Raw genomic sequence first — 16,974 nt, 5'->3', positions numbered from 1 at the left:
TGGGCGTGTGGGGTGTCAGTGGCGGGTGTTCTTGCGGCGCAGCACGTCGATCCCGACCGCGACCGCGATGACCACGCCGATCACGACCTGCTGCCAGAACGACGACACGTTCATGAGGTTCAAACCGTTGCGGATGACGGCGAGGATCAGGGCGCCGACGAGCGTGCCGGACACGCGGCCGACGCCCCCGGCGAGCGACGCGCCGCCGATGACGACCGCCGCGATCGCGTCCAGCTCGTAGCCCGCGCCGGCCTGCGGCTGCGCGGACGTGAGCCGACCGGCGAGCAGCATGCCCGCGAGCCCGGCGTACAGACCGGAGAGCGTGAAGACGGTGACGAGGACCCGGCGGACGCGGATGCCGGACAGCCGCGCCGCCTCGACGTTGCCGCCGACCGCGTACATCTCGCGCCCGACGACGGTCCGGTTGAGGATCAGCGACGCCACGAGGCCCGCGACGACCAGCACGAGGATGGGCACGGGGACGCCGACCACCGTGCTGCCGAGGAACGACACCTCGGACGCCGTCGCGATCGGGCGCCCGTCCGAGACGACGAGGGTGAGCCCGCGCGCGACCGACAGCATCGCCAGGGTCGCGATGAACGACGGCAGCCGGCCGTAGGCGACGGCCAGCCCGGAGACGGCGCCGGTTACCGCGCCGGTCGCGAGGCCGGCCACCACCGCGAGCCATCCCGGCATGCCGGCCGAGGCGTACGACCAGGCGGAGATCATGCCGGCCAGCGCCGCCACCGACCCGACAGAGAGGTCGATGCCGCCGGCCACGATGACGAAGGTCATGCCGAACGCGAGCACCGCGATGGTGGAGGCCTGGATGCCGATGTTCAGCAGGTTGGTTCCGGTGAGGAAGTCCGGGGTCGCGATGAACAGCGCGAGGCACAGCACGACGAGCCCGACCAGGGCGCCGTTCTCCGCGAGGAACCTGCCGACCCGGGCGCGTCCCCGGCGCGGGGCAGTGGTGGTGGCGGTGGTCATGACTCAGCTCCTTCGGCGCGGTCCTCGGCGTCCCGGTCGACGTCCCGGACCGCGAGGGACATGACCCCGTCCTGCGTGGCGCCCTCGGCGGGCAGCTCGCCCGCGAGGTGGCCGCCGCTCATCACGAGGATCCGGTCGCTCATGCCGAGCACCTCGGGCAGGTCGCTCGAGACCATGACGACGGCCCCGCCGGCGGCGGTGACAGAGTTGACGAACTCGTAGATCTCGACGCGGGCGCCGACGTCGACGCCTCGGGTCGGCTCGTCGAGCAGGAGCACGCGCGACCCGGCGAGCACCCAGCGCCCGAGGACGACCTTCTGCTGGTTGCCGCCCGACAGGTCGCCGACCACCTGGTCGACGTCGCGCATCCGCACCCGCAGGCGCTCGGACACTGATCCCGCCCGCCGGCGCTGGCCGGCGCGGTCGACGAGCCCGGCCCGCGCGGTGGACCGCAGCGTGGCGTACCCGAGGTTCTCCGCCACCGACGCGCCGAGCACCAGGCCCTGGGACTTGCGGTCCTCGGGGACGTGCCCGACGCCGGCGTGGATCGCGCCCGCGACGTCCTTGCGCCGCAGCCGGCGCCCCCCGACCCGCACCGTGCCCGCGTCGTACGGGTCGGCACCCGCGATCGAGCGCAACAGCTCCGTGCGACCCGCGCCGACGAGGCCCGCGACGCCCACCACCTCGCCCGCGCGGGCCTGGAACGTCACGCCCTCGAGCACCCCGGCGCGCGTCAGGCCCTGCACGTCGAGCAGCACGTCGGCCGGGCCCTCGTACTCCCGGCGACGTGGGAACTGGTCGTCGATGTCGCGGCCCACCATGAGCCGCACGAGCTCCGGCTCCGGCGTGCTCGCGGGCACCTCGTCGACGAGTCGCCCGTCGCGCAGCACGCTGACGCTGTCGCCGATCTCTGCGATCTCGTCCAGGTGGTGGCTGATGAAGACCATCGCCACGCCCGCCTCGCGCAGCTCCCGCACCACGCGGAAGAGCTGGTCGATCTCCGTCCGCGTCAGCGCCGCCGTCGGCTCGTCGAGCACGAGGATGCGCGCGTCGAGGCTCAGCGCCTTCGCGATCTCCACGAGCTGCTGACGTGCCACGCCGAGCTCGCCCACCTGGTGGTCGGGGTGGACGTCGAGCCCGATGCGGTCGAGCCAGCGGCGGGCCGTGGCGCGCATCGCCCTCCGGTCCAGCAGCCCACCGCGCTGCGGCATGCGCCCGAGCGAGATGTTCTCGGCCACCGACATGCTCGGCACGAGGTTGAGCTCCTGGTGGATGGTCCCGATCCCCAGCGCCTCCGCGGCCCGGACATCCGGCAGCGACACCTCGGCGCCGTCGACGACGATGCGGCCGCCGTCCGGCTGGTAGATGCCGGACATCATCTTGATGAGCGTCGACTTGCCGGCGCCGTTCTCGCCGAGCAGCACCTGCACGCGGCCGGGCCGCACGTGCACGGTCACGTCGTCGACCACGGTGACCGGGCCGAACGTCTTGGTCACGCCCTCGAGCGAGAGCACCGGGGTCATGCGGACCTCCTGGCGGGCCCGGTGGACCCGCGCACGACGAGATGGGCGGGCAGGACCGTCGACGCCGCCCGGCGCCCGGCGAGCAGCTCGCGCACGGCGTCGGCGGCGAGCGCCCCCATCCGTGCCGGGTCGTGCGCGACGACGGTGAGGGGCGGGGTGACGAGCGAGAACGCGGGCAGGTCGTCGTACCCGACGAGGGAGACGTCATCCCCCACCCGGACCCCGCGCTCGCGCAGCACCTCGAGGGCACCGAGCGTCATGGGCGAGTCCGCGGCGACGATCGCCGTGGGCGGGACGTCGAGGTCGAGCAGGCGGCGTGCCCCGGAGACCCCGCTCGCATACTGGAAGTCGCCCTGGGCGACCAGCGCCGGGTCCGGGTCGAGTCCCGCCGCGGCCGCCGCCTCGTGGAACGCACGCAGGCGCTCGCGCCCGGTGGACGTCTGCTGGGGGCCGGCGATGAGCCCGACGCGCCGGTGTCCGAGCCGCACGAGGTGGTCCACCACCTCGTGCATGCCCGTGCGGTTGTCGGAGGTGATGCTCGGGACGAGCGCCCCGCCGGCGCCGGCATCGCCATCCAGGTCCTCGAGCGTGCGGTCCACGAACACGATGGGGATGCCGATCCCGAGGATCTCGCGCAGCGTCCCGGAGCCGTCGCCCTGCGGGGCGATGACCATCGCGTCGACCCGCTGCGAGACGAGGAGGTCGAGGTAGCGGTCCTGCTGCTGGACGGACTCGTCGGCGTTGCACACGAGCGTCGCGATGCCGGCCCGGAGCGCGCGGCTCTCCACGGCGTACGCGATCTCGGCGAAGAACGGGTTGCGCACGTCCGAGAGCAGGATCCCGATCGTGCCGGTGCGGGTCCTGCGCAGCGAGGCCGCCCGGGCGTCCGGGCGGTAGCCGAGCGCCTGCACCGCCTCCTCCACCCGGGCCCGTGCCGTGGGCGACGTGGCCGGGTGCCCGGACAGCACGCGCGAGGCGGTCGCGACGGAGACCTCTGCCTGCGCCGCGACGTCGCGGATGGTCACCGACCGCATCCCGGCCTCCCACCGTGTTGGTTGAATCTGTCGAAACCCGCTGGTTGAGCCTGCCGAAAACCCGCTGGTTGAGCCTGTCGAAACCCGCTGGTTGAGCGTGTCGAAACCCGCTGGTTGAGCGTGTCGAAACCCGCTGGTTGAGCCTGTCGAAACCCGTGCAACCGTTTCCATGGAATCGGTTACACGATCGTGTCATGCCCGGTCGCGCCCGGGCAAGGCAGCCGCCCGAGTGCCGCGCCCCACGCGCTCCAGGTACATTGTCGCGGGCGACCGGCCCCCCTGACCTGGCACTTCGCGACTCCCTTCGCGACGAAGCCCCCAACCCCCGAGGAGACCCGCACCGTGCACCGCCTCCGCACCAGCACGCGCATCGCCCCGCCCGTGATCGCCTTCCTCCTCGTGACCGGGGTGGCCGCACCCCTGCTCGACGCGGCCCAGGGCGCACTGGGGCTGGGCGTCGACCTGGTCCGCCTCACCATGTTCGCGACGGTGGTCGGCGCCGCGGCCGTATGGGCCGTCTGGCCCCACACGCGCACTGCCCTCGACGTCTCTCGGACGGACACCGGGCGGGCGGTCGGGCTCGCCACCGTCCTCGCGCTGGCGGTGGCCGCGGTGCTCCTCGTGCTCGACCTCGCCGAGGGCGACCGGTGGTCCGTGCTCGATCCGTCGACGCTGTCCGCACCGCTGGTCGTGGTCCTCGTGGTCCAGGTGGTGGCTGCGGCCGCCGAGGAGGTCGGCTGGCGCGGCGTCGTCCAGCCCCTCCTGGAGCGGCGGTTCTCGCTGCTCCTGTCCGGCGTCGTCACGGGCCTGCTGTTCGGGCTGGGGCACGTCTACATGCTGGCCGACGGGGGAGCGGTCGTGTACGCGACATTCGTCCTGTCCGCCGTGGGCCTCTCCGTGCTGCTCGCCGTCCTCACCACGGGCCGCTCGCTCGTCGCGCGCGTCGTGATCGGCACTGTCTTCCACTGGCTGATCAACGTCGTGATCCTGCTGCTCTTCTCGGACGGCGACGCGTCGCTGCTGTGGACGGCGAACCTGGCCGTCGCGTTCGTCGCCGTGGCCCTCGTGACGCTCGCGCTCCGCCGGCAGTTCACCCGCCGTTGACGCGCGTGTCACGGGCAACCCCTACCGTGGGCCGCGTGACCCTGCGACGACGCACCCTCACCACCGCCACGGCCCTGGCCGCGGCTCTCGCAGGGCGGCGCCGACCCGGCGCGCTACCGGTACGCGTACACCGCGCCGTCGAACACGGGGATCAGCATCGACATGCACCGCCGCTGACCACATCGCTGGTTGAGCTTGTCGAAACCCGCTGGTTGAGCCTGTCGAAACCCGCTGGTTGAGCTTGTCGAAACCCGCTGGTTGAGCTTGTCGAAACCCGCTGGTTGAGCTTGTCGAAACCGGGTTTCGACAAGCTCAACCAACGGCGGGCCGGGTTTCGACAAGCTCAACCAACGGCGGGCCGGATTTCGACAAGCTCAACCAACGGCGGGCCGGATTTCGACAGGCTCAACCAACGGCGGGCCGGGTTTCGACAAGCTCAACCAGTGAGATCAGGGCGTGAGCACCCGCGCGGTCTTCTGGGCGCGCACGCTCAGCTCGGCCGCCTTGAAGGCGTGCTCCTGCGTCATCGCGTTCTCGGTGCGCTCCAGGGAGTCGAGGATGAGCTGCCCGAAGAAGGGGAAGCCGACCTGGCCGTTCGCGACCAGGTGGTGCTCGCCCTCGCCGTCGACCAGGAACACGTGCCCGCCGCCCTCGCCGGTGGCGACGTTGGCGTACTTGCGCAGCTCGATGTACCCGTCGGTGCCGAGGATGAACGTGCGGCCGTCGCCCCAGGTGCTCAGGCCGTCCGGCGTGAACCAGTCGACGCGGCAGTACCCGGTGGCGCCGTTGTCCATGACGATGCCGGCCTCGCCGAAGTCGTCCAGCTCCGGGTGGTCCGGGTGGTGGTAGTTCGCGATCGCGGCGTGGCTGACCTCGGCGTCCTTCGCCCCCGCGTAGTGCAGCATCTGCTCGAAGTTGTGGCTGCCGATGTCGCAGAGGATGCCGCCATACTTCTCCTTCTCGAAGAACCAGTCCGGGCGGCCGGTGCCGAGCCGGTGCGGGCCCATGCCCATCACCTGCAGCACCCGCCCGATCGCGCCCCGGTCGATGAGCTGGTCGGCCAGCACGGCCGCCTCGACGTGGATGCGCTCCGAGTAGTAGACGGCGTACTTGCGCCCGGTGCGCGCGGTGGCCTCGCGGGCCGCCTCGAGCTGCTCGAGCGTCGTCAGCGGCGCCTTGTCCGTGAAGTAGTCCTTGCCCGCCTCCATGACGCGCAGCCCGAGCGCCGCCCGCTCGGAGGTCACCGCGGCGCCCGCGACGAGGCGCACCTCGTCGTCGTCAAGGATCTCGGCCTCGCTGCGCGCGACGCGCACGTCGGGGAACTTGGTACGCATCACCTCGACCTTGGCGGGGTCCGGGTCGTACACCCACTTCAGCGTGCCGCCCGCGCCGGCCAGCCCCTCGCACATGCCGTACACGTGCCCGTGGTCGAGGCTGGACGCGGCGAACGCGAACTCGCCCCGCTCCACCACCGGCGCGGGCACCGGGTCCGGCGCGTAGGCGGCGCCGCTCGCCGCGCCCGTGCTCCGGTTGCTCGTCGTGCTCATGCTTCGCTCGTCGCGTTCATGCCTTGGCTCCCACCGTGATCGCGCCCGGCAGCTCGCCGACCGACGCCGTCTTGGAGAAGAAGTGCGGGGCCCGCTCGACGAGGGTGCCCGTGCGATAGAACGGGTCGTCGGGGCCCAGGGGCAGGTCGACGGTGCGACGCTCGATGCCCGCCTCGTAGATGGCCGTCACCAGCTCGATCGCGCGGCGCCCGTCCTCGCCGTCCACGGCGGGACGGCGGCGCTGCCGCACCGCGTCGAGCATGTCGCCGATCTGCCCGGCGTGCCCGGTGTGCGCCAGCGGCCGGTGCGCGGCCGCGACGGCCTCGATCTCGGCCTTGCGGCCCACGTCGCCCTCGTCCGCCGGGAAGCCGTTGGGGTTCGCGAGCTCCGCCTCGACCTTCCACGGCTGCGAGACCCGCGCGTCGCGGCCCTGCACGACGATCGCCTGCTCCTCGCCGTGGGACACCACCGAGGCGGTGACCTCGGCCAGCGCCCGGTCGTACTGCAGCACGCTCACCGACAGGTCCTCGACCTCGGCGTTCTCGTGCGCCGTGTTGGCGAGCACCGACGTCACGGCCCGCGGGGAGCCGAGCATCCACAGGGTCATGTCGAGGTGATGGATGGCGTGGTTGAGGGTGCAGCCGCCGCCCTCGCTCTCCCACGTGCCGCGCCACCACAGGTCGTAGTACTCGGTGCCGCGCCACCAGGCGGAGCTGACCTGCGCGTGCGTGACCGGGCCGGCGAGGCCCGAGTCCAGCACCTCCTTGAGTGTGGCGATGTCGTCGCGGAAGCGGTTCTGCGCGACGACGGACAGCAGCCGGCCGTGCTCGCGCGCGGCCGTGATCATCGCGTCGCACTCCTCGAGGGAGAGGGCCATCGGCTTCTCGACCAGCACGTCGACGCCGGCGCGCAGGACGGCGATCGCGAGGGCGGCGTGGGTGGACGGCGGCGTCGCGACGCTGACGAGGTCGAGGTTCTCCGCGGCGAGCATCGCGTCCTCGTCCTCGTACACGCGGGCACCGTCGAGGCCGAGCTCGGCGCGCACGGCCGCGGCCCGGCCGGGCGCGATGTCGCACAGCGCGACGATCTCGCACTCCTGCCCGAAGCGCTGATAGGCGTCGATGTGCGCTCGGGAGATCCCGCCCGTGCCGACGATCCCGATGGTGAGCATGGTTCCTCCGATGGAACGGCATGATACGTATCATGTGAACGAAGATCAGAGTGGCCGCAGGGCGCGGACATGTCAAGACGGCGAGCGACGGAGGCCATACTGTGGCGGTGCCGAACCCCCCGACCAGCCGCGACGTCGCCCGCCTCGCCGGGGTGTCGCAGGCGGCGGTCTCCTACGCGCTCACCGGCCGCGGCACCATCTCCGCGGCCACGCGCGAGCGCGTGCTGCAGGTGGCCGAGTCGATCGGGTACCGCCCCAACCTGGCGGCCCGCTCCATGCGCACGCGGCGGTCCGGCCGGCTCGCCGTCGTGACCGGCACGACCCTCGACACCCAGCTCCGGGTGCTCACGGGCGCGAGCGAGGTCGCCGAGGCCGCGGGCTACGCGACCGAGACGCACACCATCGACGGCACCGTCGAGGAGCGCACCGCCCGAGTGCGCGACCTCGCGGCGAGCCGCCAGTACGAGGGGGTCCTCACCCTCGTGCCCTTGCTCCCCGAGGCCCTCTCCGCGGAGTCGTCGCCCGAGGGCACGGCGCCCGTCGTGGCCGAGGCCACCTTCGACGAGCAGATGCGCAGCCTCGGCGACCTCGCCGAAGCGAGCGCGATCGAGGTGTTCGTCCGGGCGCTCGCCGCCGCCGGCTGGCGCCGGTTCGTGCACGTCGGCGGCCCGGAGCAGTACGCCTCCGCCCGCGCCCGCCGCGACGTCTACCTCGCGACGGTGGCGAGCCTCGGCCCCGAGGCCGAGTCGCTCGGCGTGTTCGGGGGCGAGTGGTCAGGGGAGTCGGGCCGCTGCGCGATCCACGAGCTCCCCGACGACGCGCCGCCCTTCGCGGTGATCGCCGCCAACGACGTGCTCGCCGCCGGCGTGCTGCGCGGGGCGGCCGAGCGCGGCTGGTCCGTGCCCGGCAACCTCGTCGTCACGGGCTGGGACGACTTCGAGATCGGCGCCTACATGTCCCCGTCGCTCACCACCGTGGCCGTCGACTTCGCGGAGGCCGGCCGCAACGCGATGCGCGTGCTGGTCGCCGCCGTGCGCGGCGAGCCCCGACCCCCCGCCGGGGGGCCGATCCACCGCGTCGTCTGGCGCGAGTCCACGGGCGGGGAGCCCGCTGGTTGAGCCTGTCGAAACCCGCGTTGAGCCTCTGGTGCGCCCGTGGCCGCCATCCAGCAGAAGTCCGAAAGGCGACTGGGGTGCGTTGAGCCGGGCCACCCACGGCCCCGGCCCTCGCCGGCTGGGTGGCGCGGTCCAGGACATAGGAGGCAGGCGGACGATTGGCTGACCTCGTCGTTCGGGCTGGGCCGGGAGGATGGCGCGCGAGGGGCTGTCGAGTACGCCCGTCGTCGACGGCTCGAGGCGGAGTGTGCTTCCAGGAGTGGTCGGGCGGTGTCGTGGGTCAGGTTGCGGGAGACGAGCGATGGGGGTGCGGGCTACGCGACGTCGGGCCGCGTCATCAGCGGTGACGCGAGGTGCAACGCCAGGCTGGGGCCGGTCAGGGGCACGACGTTCCACGTCGCGACCGCCGTCCCCGCGCCGGCGTCGACCACCAGCCGGACCCGGTGCGGGGTGGTGATGACGTAGAGGTCAGCGACGAACGCATGGCCCTGCCAGGCGCCGGCCGCGACGACCGGGCGGCCGAGCGGGGAGCTCTCCCGCCACTCGCCGTGGCCGACCTCGACGTCGAGGGACGACCCGAGGTGCACGAGCCACCCGCCGTCCACGGGATCGACGACCACCGTGGTGCCGTCGGGCAGGGCAGAGTCCTCGGCGGGGGCGTCGACCCTCGCCTCGACGAAGCGCCCGGGTTCGGCCGAGCCCTGCGGTGGCGCGAGCGACAGCCGCCGCGACCGCTCGGCGAGGGCGTCGTCGTCCTGACCGCTGTCGGCGTGATCCAGGCCGGGCAGAAGGTACTCCCAGATCGGATCGAGCACGGTCTCGCCGCCCTGCGTGAGGGCGCTGGTCACGACGACGACGAGATCGTGCGACGGCACGACCACGCACAGCTGACCGAACGAGCCTTCGCCGCGAAACCCGTGCCGCGACATCCAGAACTGGTAGCCGTACCCGCACCGCGTGTCGGGGTTGTCCGACCAGCCCTCGACCTGCTGCGTCTCGATGTGGCGTCCGGTCGCGAGCTCCACCCACTCGCGCGGGACGAGCTGCCGGTCGCCCCGACGCCCGCCGCGCAACAGCAGCTCGCCGAAGGCGGCGACGGCCTCGGTCGTGAGGTGCAGACCGTGGAAGCCGAACGCAGCGCCGCTCGCCACCCGGTCCCATTCGGCGTGGTCGACGCCCATCGGCGTGAAGAGGCGCTCGTCGAGCAGCTCCGGCAGGCCGCGGCCGGTGACTTGTTCGACCATCCGGGCCAGGACATAGGTGGTGGCGTTGTCGTAGGCGTGCCGCGTCCCCTCGGCCTCGGGGAACGGCACGCGCAGGAAGCCCCTGGTCAGGTCGTCCGGTTCCAGCTGCCACGCCTCGGCGAGGCTGTCCGTGTCGTGCCCGGTCGTCATGGACAGCAGGTGGTGCACGGTGAGGCGGCGGCCCTGCTCCGAGATGTCGGAGGGGACGTGATCGGGCAGCACGTCGACCACCCGATCGTCGAGCGAGAGGAGCCCGTCGGCGATCGCGAGCCCCACGGCGACCGAGGTGAACGACTTGGTGAGCGAGTAGAGCAGGTGCGGGCGCTCGGCCGAGTAGGGCGCCCACCAGCCCTCGGCGACGACGTGGCCGTGGCGCACGACCATGACGGAGTGGCACTCGACGGACTCCGCTTCGAGCCGGTCCAGCAGCGCGGCCACGGCACGGGACGACACCCCCGTGGCAGCCGGCGTCGACCGCGGCAGCAGGGCGCGTGGCGAAGGCATCCCCGCACCCTAGCGAGCCCGGCCACGTGAGTGGTCAGGTTTTCGACGACGTCGGCACGCGCACCAGCGCGGCATGTTCGACAGATGTTCAACACAGTCCTACGCTGTACGCATGTCGCAGAGCACCGTCGGCTTCCGCCCGTCCGCCGAGGAACGTCGCATCCTCGAGAACATCGCCCGCACGGGCATGTCCACCAGCGACGCGCTGCGCCGCGGTCTGCACCTCGTCGCGCACGAGCGGTGGCTCGACCAGGCGCGCGCCGACGCCGAGAAGCTGCGCGACGAAAACCTGAACGACGAGCCGGACGGCTGGTGATCCGCGGCGCCGTCTACCGGGTCGACCTCGGAACCCCGCGCGGCCACGAGCAGGGCGGTCGCCGGCTGGGACTCGTGCTGTCGCCCTCGGAGATGAGCTGGCCGGTCGCGACCGTCGTGCCCACCTCGACCAGCGCCCACCCGGCGACGTTCCGCCCCGAGCTCATGATCGGCGGGCAGCAGACGCTGTTCCTCGTCGACCAGATCCGGACCGTGGACACCGACTACGTCGTCGGCGAGCCCGTCGACTACCTGCACCACAGCGAGCTCGCCATCGTCGAGCAGGCCGTGATCCACTACCTCGGCCTCGTGTGACGAGCGCTCCGGCACCCCGTCGTCCGGTCTCGCCGCTCGAGGCTCACGGCGCCCCACGTCGCTCGGGCTGTCCCCCCAGGTTGCCAGGAGGCGTGCACCGTGTCGGCCCCGTCATGCTCCACGCGACGCTGATCGCATGTTCTTCGGACGAGGTACCCGATCGGTGTCCCGTACGTTCCTGGCGCTGACCTCCGTCGTCGCGGTCGGCCTGAGCGCCGCGTGCGGCGCGGGGCGCCGTGCAGTCGGTGACGCCGGTGGAGGACCTGTCGGCGGCCGAGGTCTCGGCCCGGCTGCGCGACGCGGAGGTCGATCCGGGCGAGGTGCGCTACGGCGTGACGGCGTACCGGGTCGTGTACAGCACGATCGGCGTGGAGGGCGCGCCCACGACGGCGAGCCAGCTAGTCGCGTTCCCCCAGAACGACGAGAGCGACCTGGGGGTCGTGTCGTGGCTCCACGGCACCACGGTGTACCGGGGTGACGCCGCCTCGGTGAACGAGGCGTCCACCGACCGGGCCGCGACGCTGCTGCTCGCCTCGACCGGCCGTGCGGTCTCCGCCCCGGACTACCTGGGTCTGGGGGAAGGCCCGGGCAACCACCCGTATGGGCACCCGGAGGCGACGGTCTCGGTGTCGCTGGACGCCCTGCGGTCGGCGCGGGAGCTGGCCGAGCGGCACCACCTGACGTTCGACGAAGAGGTGCGGGTCGGCGGCTTCTCCCAGGGCGGGCCGGCCACGATGCTGCTCGGGCGGGCGCTCCAGGAGGGCGCCGACCCCGCGTTCGAGCTGGGCGGGCTCGCCCCGATCTCCGGGCCGTTCGACCTGAGCCGGTTCGAGGCGGACGCCGCCGACGACAAGATCGCGATGGCCGCGCTCTACCTGGTCTACTTCTCGACGGCCGGGGATCGCCTGTACGACCTCTACGACACGCCGGAGCAGGCGTTCCGCGAGCCGTACGCCGCCCAGGTGGAGGAGCTGCTCGACGGCGACCACCGCACGCAGGAGATCGCCGCCCCGCTGCCACCGGCGTCCGCGGACCTGTTCACCGACGAGTTCCTCGAGTCGATGCGTCACCCCACCGGGATCCTGCGGCAGAAGCTGCGCGTCATGGACACGACCTGCGACTGGCGCCCTGAGGTCCCCGTGCACCTCTTCCACGCCTCGGGCGACCAGGACGTCGCCATCGAGCACGCCCGGCACTGCCAGCGGCAGCTGACGGCGCAGGGCGCCGACCAGCAGCTGACCGACGTCGGCGACGTCGACCACAACGGCACCGTGCGCGCGGCGCTGCCGCAGGTGGCGCGCGCGTTCAGCCCGGGTGCGTGAACGAGCGGGTCAGCCGTCGAGGCGGTAGTACGCGGCGAGGCGGGCCAGGCCCTCGTCGATGCCGACGGCGGGCGTCCAGCACAGGTCGGCGCGGGTCGCCCGCTGGTCGAACCAGTGCGCGGTGGACAGCTGCTCGGCGAGGAACCGCGTCATGGGCGGCTCGTCGTCGCCCGGGCGCACCCGCCACACGGCCTCGGCCAGCCCGCCCGCCGCGCGCGCAACCGGCGCGGGCACCCGCCACGCCGGCGGGCGCACCCCCGCCGCCCGGCAGATGCCCGTCAGCAGGTCCGCGACCGTGCGCGGCTCGCCGTTCGTCAGCACGTACGCGCGCCCGTGCACCTCAGGCGCGCGGTCGAGCGCGGCGACGATCCCATCGGCGGCGTTGTCGATGTAGGTGGTGTCGATGAGCGCGGCGCCGTGCCCCAGCAGGGGCAGCCTGCCGCGCGCGGCCCGGTCCACCACCCGCTGCACGAGCTGCGTGTCCCCCGGCCCCCACACGATGTGCGGGCGGACGGCGACCACGCTCGTCCCGGCGGGCCCGCCATCGAGAGACAGGGCGGACAGCTCCGCCACCGCCTTGGTCCGCGCGTACTCGCCCCGGGCGTGCTCCGGGTCGGCGGGCTCGGCCCCGACCCCCGTCAGCGAGGTTCCGGCGTGCGCCACCGACGGCGACGACACCTGCACGAAGCGCGGCACCCCGGCCCGAGCGGCGGCCTCGAGCAGCCGGCGGGTGCCGCCCACGTTCACGGCCTCGAACTCGGCCGGGTCCCCCGCGAGGGACACCTTGGCCGCGAGGTGCACGACGGCGTCCACGCCGGCCAGGGCGCGTTCCACGGCGTCGGCGTCGGTCACCGACCCCTCGACGTCGAGGGCCCCCGCGACGCCGGACGGGCGCCGCTGCAGGGTGCGCACCGGCTCGCCGCGGTCCACGAGGACCCGCGCGACCGCGCCGCCGAGCAGCCCGGAGGCGCCCGTGACCAGCACCGTCACGGCGCCGCCACCCGGCCGCCGGCCAGCACGCCGTCCGCCCAGGCGGCGAGCCGGGCGCGGTCGATCTTGGAGTTGTGCCGCACGTCGGTGGGCATCGACGGCACCACCAGCACCGCGGCGAGCGGGACGGGCGACGCGGCCCGCACGGCGGCGCCGAGCTCCTCCGGCGCGAGGCCGGGACGGCGCGCCCCGGCGACGGTCTCCACGACGGCGACCGGCTGCTGCAGCCCCGCCGGCCCCACGCCGACGACCGCCGCGCGGCGCACCTGCGGCACCCGCTCCACGTGCTGCTCGGGCCCGACGGGCGCGAGCGGGCCGGACGTCGTGGTGAGCACGTGCGCGAGCCGCCCCTCGATCCACAGCCGCCCCTCGGCGTCGATGTGCCCGACGTCGCCGGTGCGGTGCCAGCGCCCGGGCGGGGTGTCCCGCTCGGCGGCGAGGTCGGTGAGCCAGAGCCGGTCGTACCGCTCCTTGAGGTGCGGCGCCCGGACGAGCACCTCGCCCAGTACGCCCGGGGTCGCGGCCGGCTCGCCCGTCGCGGCCCCGTCGTCGTCCAGCGCGCTGACGAGCACCTCGCCGCCACCGACCGGCCGCCCGACGCAGACGCCGTCGTCGGGCGCGGACGCGGCGGCCCGGATGCCGTCGAGCGTGACGTCCGTGACGAGCAGGCACTCCGTCATCCCGTACGGGGTGTGCGCGGTCGCGGCGGGCATGAGGTCGGCGGCCGAGCCGAGCAGCTCCGCGCCGATCGGCGCCCCCGTCGACAGGAACGTCCGTACCCGCGCGAGGGCGGCCCGGTCCGCGTCGTCGAGCGCGCCCGCGGTGGCGACCACGTGGAGGATCGCCGCCGGGGAGAGGAAGACGATGTCGCCGTCGGACGCGCGCACGGCGTCGGCGACCGCCCGCGCGGTGAGGGTCCGGGGCGCGGACACGTCCATGCGCGGCGTCACCGAGCGGGTGCCGAGGGCCGGGCCCAGCAGCGCGAACGGCGCGAAGCCCGTCACCAGCCCCGTCTCGGGCCCGACGTCGAAGTGGTCGCGCAGCACGTCGCGCAGCGCCGACAGCTCGGCCTGCGTGTAGACGACGCCCTTCGCGGGCCCGGTCGACCCGGAGGTGAACAGCACGGCGGCCTCGTCGTGCGGCCCGGGCTCGGGCGGCAGGTCGTGACCCTCGCCCGCCCGCGCGACGTCGATCAGCTCGTGCGCCACCCCGAGCGCCCGCCGGACCACGGGGCCGAGCGGTTCGGCGGAGATCCGCACCCCCGGCCAGCCGAGCGCCCGCGCCGCCGCCAGCCCCGGTCGCTGCGCCACCACGAACTGCGGCCACGCCCCCCGCTGCGCGCGGGTCAGTCCGCGCACCCCCAGCCCGGCGTCCGCCACCACGACGACGGCCCCGATCCGCAGGCACGCGTACACCAGCGCGGTCAGCGTCGGCCCCGGCTGCACCAGCAGCGACACCCGGTCCCCGCGCCGCACCCCGATCCCGTACAGCCCGGCGGCGACCCGCCGCACCTGCCGCGACAGCGCCCGCCAGCTCACCGTGAGCGGCCCGCCGTCCGCGCCGTCGGTCGTCATGTCCAGCACAGCGGGCGACCCGTCCGAGGCGCGCGAGTCGAGCGCGGCCCACAGCGGGGTTTCGACAGGCTCGACCGGCGGCTTCGTCGGTCGAGCGGACGGCGACGCGGTCCACGAGGCGGAGGAATCGGGGGGCTCGGGCACGGAAGTAGAAGTTCCCGAAGTGGAGGGCCCTTTGGGGCCCGTGAACGCATCCGTGCCCGAGCCCGCCGATCCCTCCGCCGGCCGCAAGACAACCGACGGAAGCCATGCGAGCACGGTCGACGCGACGTCGACGTCCTCCGCGAGAAGATGCCCGGCGCCGGCGAACCGGTGCACGCGCGCGTGCGGCATCCGGTGCACGAGGTCGTCGAGGTACCGGTCGGAGAACACGGGGTCCCGCGGGCCCCACAGCAGGAGCGCGGGCACGGTGAGCTTGGCGACGCCCGCGGCGATGCGGTCGAGCTCGGGCCGGCTGGGGTGGCCCGGCGCGGCGGGGATGTCGGCGACGAACCCCTCGATGCCACCGCGCTCGTCGGCCGCGCGGTACGGCAGCCTGTAGGCGTCGGCGACGTCATGCGGCAGGGCGGGGTGCGCCAGACGCAGGGTGGTCTCGAGGAACGCGCGGGTGGTGCGGGTGCCGAGCGGCAGCACCGGGCCGGCGAGCGCGAGGCGCAGGGGTGCGGGGATCGGCACGTCGTCGGGCTGGTGGACGGCGGTGTTGAGCAGCGCGACGCCGGCGAGCTGCTCGGGGTGGTCGACGGCCCAGCCGAGCGAGACGACGCCGCCCCAGTCGTGGCCGAGCGTCACGACGGGGCCGTCCAGCCCGAGCGCGTCGGTGAACGCCGCCAGATCTGCGACGCGCCGCGCGAGCGGCCGGTGCTCGCCCGTCCGGCCGGACAGCCCCATCTCCAGCTGGTCGACCGCCACGACGCGCCAGCCGGCGTCGCCCGCGGACCTGACGAGCCGCCGCCACAGGTACGACCAGGTGGGGTTGCCGTGCACCGCCAGCACCGTGCCGGCGGGGTCGACGCCCCGCGAGCGCAGCTCGGCGAGGTTGTCGAGGTAGTGCCACTGCCCGCCACGGGCGTCGTCGAGCACGTGGCTGAACCGCGGGTCGAGCCCGGGCAGCCCCGGCGGCACGGTGTCCGCACCCCGCGTCACGGGGACCGTCACCACGCGAGCTCCAGCATCGCGGTGTTGATGCCGGAGCCGACGCCCATGAGCAGCACGCGGTCGCCGGCGGTCAGGGAGTCCTGCTGCCCGGCGAGCGTGATCGGCACCGAGGCCGGGCCCACGTTGCCGAGGGTCGGATAGGTCACCGGCACCCGCGACCGGTCGAGCCCGACGGCCTCGACGATCGCGTCGGTGTGCACGCGCGAGACCTGGTGGGTGACGTACCGGTCCATGGAGGCCCAGTCCCAGTCGGAGACGGCGTCCTTCCAGGCGTCCACCACGAGCTCGAGGCCGCCGTCGAGCAGCGCCTTCGCGTCGGTGAACATGCCGTCGGTGCTGCCGACGCACAGGTCGTGGAACCGGGTCGCGGCGCGCGACACGCCGCCCAGCACGCGATGCCCCTCCGGGTGCTCGTCCGCACGCCCGAGGACGGCGGCGGCCGACCCCGAGCCGAGGGTGAGGGAGGCGAACTCCTGCATGAACTCGGAGCGCCCCCGGTCCTCGGCGAGCAGCCGCTCGATCGTGCGGTCGTGGATGAGGTCGGCGTCCTCGCCGTCCACCACGACGGCGTACCGGATCTGCCCGGAATCGATCATCGTCGCCGCCAGGCTCATGCCGTTGATGAAGCCGAGGCACGCGTTCGCGATGTCGAAGTTCACGGCCGACGACGGCAGCCCGAGCCCGTGGTGCAGCCGCACCGCGACCGACGGCTCCAGGTGCCTGCGCGTCACCGAGGTGTTGATCAGCAGGCCGACGTCGCTGGGGTCGACCCCGGCCGTGCCGAGCGCTTCGTGCCCAGCGGCGATCGTCGCGGTGTCCGAGTCCTCGCCCGGCGCCCAGGCGCGTCGCTCGGTCACGCCGGCCACACGCTCCAGCAGCGTGGACGGCAGGCGTAGTCGCCGCAGGGCAGGACCGAGCCTCGCCTGCACATCGGCGGAGGTGCGGACCCCGGAGGGGAGCCTGCTCGCGACCGACAGCAACGAGACGTTGGTGAACCTGGTGGTGGCGTTCCCTGTCACACGAGCTCCAAGAGGCCGGGTACACCGGCACGACGACGGTAGGTCGGGGCCG

The 16,974-nt window shown here is 73.8% G+C and carries 14 protein-coding genes; 5 read left to right on the top strand and 9 right to left on the bottom strand.

Annotated features, from left to right (window positions below):
• Positions 1-15: 15 nt before the first annotated feature.
• From AC1C2V_RS12640 to AC1C2V_RS12630, 3 genes are read right to left on the bottom strand one after another with little or no spacing between them, the layout of a single operon-like run.
• Entirely contained in the window at positions 16-990 is a 975-nt protein-coding gene (locus AC1C2V_RS12640) for an ABC transporter permease (protein WP_495389970.1), read from the bottom strand.
• Entirely contained in the window at positions 987-2,513 is a 1,527-nt protein-coding gene (locus AC1C2V_RS12635) for a sugar ABC transporter ATP-binding protein (RefSeq protein ID WP_495389969.1), read from the bottom strand. Before AC1C2V_RS12635 ends, AC1C2V_RS12640 begins: the two co-directional genes overlap by 4 nt.
• A complete protein-coding gene (locus AC1C2V_RS12630; RefSeq protein ID WP_495389968.1) occupies positions 2,510-3,718 on the bottom strand; it encodes a LacI family DNA-binding transcriptional regulator in 1,209 nt (402 codons plus the stop codon). Before AC1C2V_RS12630 ends, AC1C2V_RS12635 begins: the two co-directional genes overlap by 4 nt.
• A gap of 171 nt (positions 3,719-3,889) precedes the next feature.
• Here AC1C2V_RS12630 and AC1C2V_RS12625 point away from each other — a divergent pair, with 171 nt between their 5' ends.
• Positions 3,890-4,651 (top strand): CPBP family intramembrane glutamic endopeptidase, encoded by a 762-nt coding sequence (locus AC1C2V_RS12625; RefSeq protein WP_495389967.1) that lies wholly within the window; start codon positions 3,890-3,892, stop codon positions 4,649-4,651.
• Positions 4,652-5,100: 449 nt separating this feature from the next.
• Here the strand turns inward: AC1C2V_RS12625 and AC1C2V_RS12620 are convergent, their stop codons facing one another.
• Positions 5,101-6,198: a Gfo/Idh/MocA family protein gene (locus tag AC1C2V_RS12620; RefSeq protein ID WP_495389966.1), complete on the bottom strand. Its 1,098-nt coding sequence runs from the start codon at positions 6,196-6,198 to the stop codon at positions 5,101-5,103.
• A gap of 16 nt (positions 6,199-6,214) precedes the next feature.
• On the bottom strand, positions 6,215-7,369 hold the full coding sequence (locus tag AC1C2V_RS12615) for a Gfo/Idh/MocA family protein (RefSeq protein ID WP_495389965.1): 1,155 nt from the start codon (positions 7,367-7,369) through the stop codon (positions 6,215-6,217).
• A 107-nt stretch (positions 7,370-7,476) separates the two neighbouring features.
• Between AC1C2V_RS12615 and AC1C2V_RS12610 the strand changes: the two genes are divergently transcribed.
• Positions 7,477-8,487, top strand: a complete 1,011-nt coding sequence (locus AC1C2V_RS12610; RefSeq protein WP_495389964.1) for a LacI family DNA-binding transcriptional regulator — start codon at positions 7,477-7,479, stop codon at positions 8,485-8,487.
• 311 nt (positions 8,488-8,798) lie between these two features.
• Here AC1C2V_RS12610 and AC1C2V_RS12605 read toward each other — a convergent pair whose 3' ends face one another.
• A complete protein-coding gene (locus AC1C2V_RS12605; RefSeq protein WP_495389963.1) occupies positions 8,799-10,232 on the bottom strand; it encodes a serine hydrolase domain-containing protein in 1,434 nt (477 codons plus the stop codon).
• A gap of 112 nt (positions 10,233-10,344) precedes the next feature.
• Between AC1C2V_RS12605 and AC1C2V_RS12600 the strand changes: the two genes are divergently transcribed.
• The 3 genes from AC1C2V_RS12600 (at position 10,345) to AC1C2V_RS12590 (ending at position 12,184) form a co-directional block, all read left to right on the top strand.
• Positions 10,345-10,548, top strand: a complete 204-nt coding sequence (locus tag AC1C2V_RS12600; protein WP_495389962.1) for a hypothetical protein — start codon at positions 10,345-10,347, stop codon at positions 10,546-10,548.
• Positions 10,545-10,862 carry a type II toxin-antitoxin system PemK/MazF family toxin gene (locus AC1C2V_RS12595; protein ID WP_495389961.1) on the top strand — a complete coding sequence of 106 codons (318 nt, stop codon included), beginning with the start codon at positions 10,545-10,547 and terminating at the stop codon, positions 10,860-10,862. Before AC1C2V_RS12600 ends, AC1C2V_RS12595 begins: the two co-directional genes overlap by 4 nt.
• A gap of 236 nt (positions 10,863-11,098) precedes the next feature.
• A complete protein-coding gene (locus AC1C2V_RS12590; RefSeq protein WP_495389960.1) occupies positions 11,099-12,184 on the top strand; it encodes a lipase family protein in 1,086 nt (361 codons plus the stop codon).
• A 9-nt stretch (positions 12,185-12,193) separates the two neighbouring features.
• Here AC1C2V_RS12590 and AC1C2V_RS12585 read toward each other — a convergent pair whose 3' ends face one another.
• Genes AC1C2V_RS12585 through AC1C2V_RS12575 form a run of 3 tightly spaced genes read right to left on the bottom strand, consistent with a single transcriptional unit; the run spans position 12,194 to position 16,922 of the window.
• Positions 12,194-13,174 carry an NAD-dependent epimerase/dehydratase family protein gene (locus AC1C2V_RS12585; protein WP_495389959.1) on the bottom strand — a complete coding sequence of 327 codons (981 nt, stop codon included), beginning with the start codon at positions 13,172-13,174 and terminating at the stop codon, positions 12,194-12,196.
• A complete protein-coding gene (locus AC1C2V_RS12580; RefSeq protein WP_495389958.1) occupies positions 13,171-15,906 on the bottom strand; it encodes an alpha/beta fold hydrolase in 2,736 nt (911 codons plus the stop codon). Before AC1C2V_RS12580 ends, AC1C2V_RS12585 begins: the two co-directional genes overlap by 4 nt.
• Positions 15,900-16,922, bottom strand: a complete 1,023-nt coding sequence (locus AC1C2V_RS12575; protein ID WP_495389957.1) for a 3-oxoacyl-ACP synthase III — start codon at positions 16,920-16,922, stop codon at positions 15,900-15,902. Before AC1C2V_RS12575 ends, AC1C2V_RS12580 begins: the two co-directional genes overlap by 7 nt.
• Between the last annotated feature and the right edge of the window lie 52 nt (positions 16,923-16,974).

The organism is Isoptericola sp. Y541 (assembly GCF_059445465.1).
Note: the sequence above shows the minus strand (reverse complement) of the source record. Positions and strands in the feature narration are given on the sequence as shown.

Coding starts and splice junctions, on each gene's coding strand:
- AC1C2V_RS12640 (WP_495389970.1), bottom strand. CDS start 990: ATGACCACCGCCACCACCACTGCCCCGCGCCGGGGACGCGCCCGGGTC.
- AC1C2V_RS12605 (WP_495389963.1), bottom strand. CDS start 10,232: ATGCCTTCGCCACGCGCCCTGCTGCCGCGGTCGACGCCGGCTGCCACG.
- AC1C2V_RS12630 (WP_495389968.1), bottom strand. CDS start 3,718: ATGGAAACGGTTGCACGGGTTTCGACAGGCTCAACCAGCGGGTTTCGA.
- AC1C2V_RS12635 (WP_495389969.1), bottom strand. CDS start 2,513: ATGACCCCGGTGCTCTCGCTCGAGGGCGTGACCAAGACGTTCGGCCCG.
- AC1C2V_RS12620 (WP_495389966.1), bottom strand. CDS start 6,198: ATGAGCACGACGAGCAACCGGAGCACGGGCGCGGCGAGCGGCGCCGCC.
- AC1C2V_RS12600 (WP_495389962.1), top strand. CDS start 10,345: ATGTCGCAGAGCACCGTCGGCTTCCGCCCGTCCGCCGAGGAACGTCGC.
- AC1C2V_RS12615 (WP_495389965.1), bottom strand. CDS start 7,369: ATGCTCACCATCGGGATCGTCGGCACGGGCGGGATCTCCCGAGCGCAC.